Source organism: Lactobacillus sp. UMNPBX19 (assembly GCF_002553805.1).
Taxonomy (GTDB): domain Bacteria; phylum Bacillota; class Bacilli; order Lactobacillales; family Lactobacillaceae; genus Lactobacillus.
Genome location: NZ_PCYR01000051.1, coordinates 1 through 3,644, shown reverse-complemented (window position 1 = coordinate 3,644; position 3,644 = coordinate 1). Strand labels below are relative to the sequence as shown.

The 3,644-nt window shown below is 32.4% G+C and carries 2 protein-coding genes and 1 pseudogene; 1 reads left to right on the top strand and 2 read right to left on the bottom strand.

The annotated features are described in order from the left end of the window. Positions 1–8: 8 nt before the first annotated feature. Complete coding sequence (locus CP370_RS08895) at positions 9–914, bottom strand: hypothetical protein (protein ID WP_087712897.1); 906 nt, start codon at positions 912–914, stop codon at positions 9–11. 428 nt (positions 915–1,342) lie between these two features. Continuing rightward, positions 1,343–1,885 (bottom strand): hypothetical protein, encoded by a 543-nt coding sequence (locus CP370_RS08890; protein WP_087712896.1) that lies wholly within the window; start codon positions 1,883–1,885, stop codon positions 1,343–1,345. Positions 1,886–2,426: 541 nt separating this feature from the next. On the opposite strand from CP370_RS08890, the pseudogene CP370_RS08885 reads away from it, so the two are divergent. Beyond that, positions 2,427–3,585 (top strand): annotated as a pseudogene (locus CP370_RS08885) (ISL3 family transposase); the annotation flags it as partial. Between the last annotated feature and the right edge of the window lie 59 nt (positions 3,586–3,644).

Here is a 3,644-nt window from a genome sequence, read left to right as displayed (position 1 = left end):
TTAAGAAATTAATTTAAGGAATTATTCATCCTTACACAAACTATTGTACGGTCTCTATATTTTGTATTGGATTGCTCTTGTGATAACGCATATACTTTAAAAAGAGCAATTATCAAAATTATAATAGGAAGTCCTATAAATATCGCAGCACCCATATTACAAATAACAAAATTTGCTGTTTGATCTATACTTGTCTTTGAATGTAAAAATAAATTTAGCCTCGACTTAATATAGGGAAACTTAACTGAAAAATATATAGAGAAAAATATTAATTCAATAGTGCTAGCAACTAAAGCACTTAATAATCTCTTTATTAAATAGTAATGAACTGATACTAATGCCAAAAATCCATTTATTAATTTTATTATCTTATTTTTGATTTTATACCAGTACTTCTCATATTTTTTAGAATTTTTCTTATTATTTGATTGTCCTTTTACCTTGTTATGTGTATCTTTTGAATTATTATTTTGGTCTTGAGCTTGATCATACCTATAGAAAGCAGAAATAAATAATATTGTCCAAATTATCACATCAGTCCATATCCAATAAAGGGAACTCGTATCTTGAGCAACAAAAATAAGGACACCAAGCCAAATTATCAAAAACGTTACTGAAATTAATAATAAAAACTCAATCCAATTGAATTTTTTATTTGGATAAGATTTATTTATTGAAATAGTTATAATAGCAACAGGAATAGCTATTGATAATACTACGCATCCTAATTTCCCATACGGCCAAAAAATATTTTTATTTTTATTAAAAAATTCAATAATATTACAGAAAATATTACTTTTTTTTAGCCCAAATTCATAAATTATTGATATAAGAATATTACTAAACAATCCTATTATTCCTGCTATGGATAGTCTTCTAAAAAATTTTACCCAATCTTTTTTATTCGATGACATTTATATACTTCTTATTTCTCTTTCTACTATTATTAACTGTAACAGCCTTCATATTCAGCTATTAGTTATTTCTTTAGAATAACCGTCTAAGATATAAGATAGGAGCTTTATACTTTCTACCAAACAAATTCCTAGTACTGCTAACACACTCATTACTATATCCTTACTTTTACAAAATCAAATAGTGACTATATTATAATACTCGCACGCCAATCAAATACGTATAAACAATAAAAGATCGCCTTGGATTAACTAATAATCTAAAATGGTCTTTTTCAATTACTCAAATAAGTAGCACACAGCAATAATAGCTGAAATCATTACTTAGATTCCAGATTCTTTAAAGGATTCGTTATTCAACTATCCCTATTTCCTTAACCACTCAATAAATCTATCAAAAATAGGTTTATTATCATCATTCATTATTTTTACTTTTTTAAAACTAATTTTTGTAACTCTATTCCTACTGTTGCAAGAGCTAATCTGGAGTTTGCCATTTCATTCTCCATAAATTCTTTAATTGATTCTTCAGGCGTATGTGCAACATCATCCAATTTTATACAATAATCTGAAAATGATTTATCTAATTCCTTTATACTTGGAATCAACTCTGGATAATAACTTCCTATTTCTGCTATTTCTGCTATCTCAGGGACATCGCCATCTTGAAACGATTTATAGATCTCATTATTCGATAATTTCTCTTTAGGATAAGTATGCTTATGCATTCCTATAACAATTTTCTGAATCTCAATCAATTTATTCGATAAATCATTCGGTGACTTATAAAGTTCCTCAGACTTCTCAATATACATCTTCGCCACATACATTTTCTCTTCTGCTTTAAGACGCATTCTATTATTGTAGACAGCAATAATAATGGAAACTATTGCACCAATTACACTTGCTACTGCGGCAATTTGTGCAGCTTGTATAGCACTGTCAACTGAGCCATGTGCTAAATACATCATTTCTTCTTACTTATCCTTCCTAGACTAAACAAGTACCAAAAAGCTTTCAATGTAATCCCAATAACTAATTGTTGGCTGTTCTAAATTCTGTAGACCAAACTTAAGAATTGCAACAAAAATTATCAACATAAGAAATAAACACAAATTCAATCTATTGGGTTCAATTAGCATACCAGCTATCAAGAACAAAACAACAAATGCTAAAGTAGTACATTTGGATAATAATTCTTTACAAACCAAGCGATTGTTTGACCATTACCTATCAACCCATAAAGAAGTGGATGAATAAATACTAAGAAACAGAACAATGCCACAGCATAGCATATTAAGCTAAAATTGTTCTTGATTAATCTAGATTTTGTTTTTCTTTTCATACTACATCCATATCACAACAAAGGCTCTATAATTTTTCCTGTTGATGACTTATCTGTATGATAAGCTGTTAACAGGTTTTTTATTGCATAAAAAAGAGGACATAGTCCCCCTGCTACAATAAAAATCCGTTCCACCAAATATTCTATGTATAAACAAAGGTATTACTATGTCCTCTTACAATAATTTTATTAAATTTTCCCTTGATACTGAAAACTCTAACATAATTTTTGAAGATTATTTTTATCGCATTGATCATGGTATTAAGCAGAAGATTTATCAAGCAGTGCTGATCCAGCCTGCATGTCCTTACTGCGGCTCAGTCAGCTTGGTTCACAATGGACGCTTGAAAACTGAAATCCGCTATCTTACTGCCAATGCCAGCAGACCAGTAATCATCAGACTACTTAAACAGAGAGTATTGTGTCGGGACTGCAAAAAGCGCTCAATGGCTCAGTCTCATCTGGCTGATAAATACTGTTGTATCTCCAATGCTTCTAAGCTAAAGTCTTAAGTGCACTAACAGAAGATCGCTCCATGACTAGCATTGCCCGTGAGCACAATGTATCGGTCAACACTGTTCAACGAGTGCTGGCTTCCTGTTCACATCGTTTTATCGACGGTTATAATTATCTGCCAGAACACCTGGCTTTTGACGAATTCAAAGGCGTCGATCGCAAGCGCACTTTATCTGTCTTGATGGAGAAAAACATGAAGTCGTCCAGATTCTCAGAACACGGCTGAAAAAACATTTACTTAGATACTTTGGCAAATTCACACCACAAGCACGCGATAATGTCAAAACTGTCACCATGGATCTAAATTTTTACTATCAGGATATCGTTAGAGCTTGCTTACCTAAAGCTCAGATCGTCATCGATCGCTTCCACATGGTTCAAATGCTTACCCGGTCGCTCAACTCTTTCAGAGTATCCACTATGAAGAGATTCGACAAGAGATCGCATCAATATCAACTGCTCAAATCTCCCTGGAAACTCTATCTTAAAAACTACAAAGACTTGGACAAGGTACATCCGCATTACAATTGGCACTACAAGGATTATCTTACTCAAGAGCAGATCGTAGCAGAAGGCATTGAGTGCAGCGAGAGACTTAAAAGTTCCTACAACTTAATGCAGGACTTCTTCCAAGCATTGAAAAATGAAGATACAGATATGCTTAAAAGAGTCATCCATTCCAAGGCGGGAGTAGGCCCTCTAATGCATAAAACTCTACTTACCTTCAAACATAACCTGAGAGCTGTCTTGAATGGTGCTACTTTCAGCTATTCTAACGGCTGCTTAGAAGGCTTCAATGTAAGCGTCAAATAAAAGTAAGCGTCAAATAAAATAGTGTACTTAAAAACCGTCCCAGTTACTGTTATACT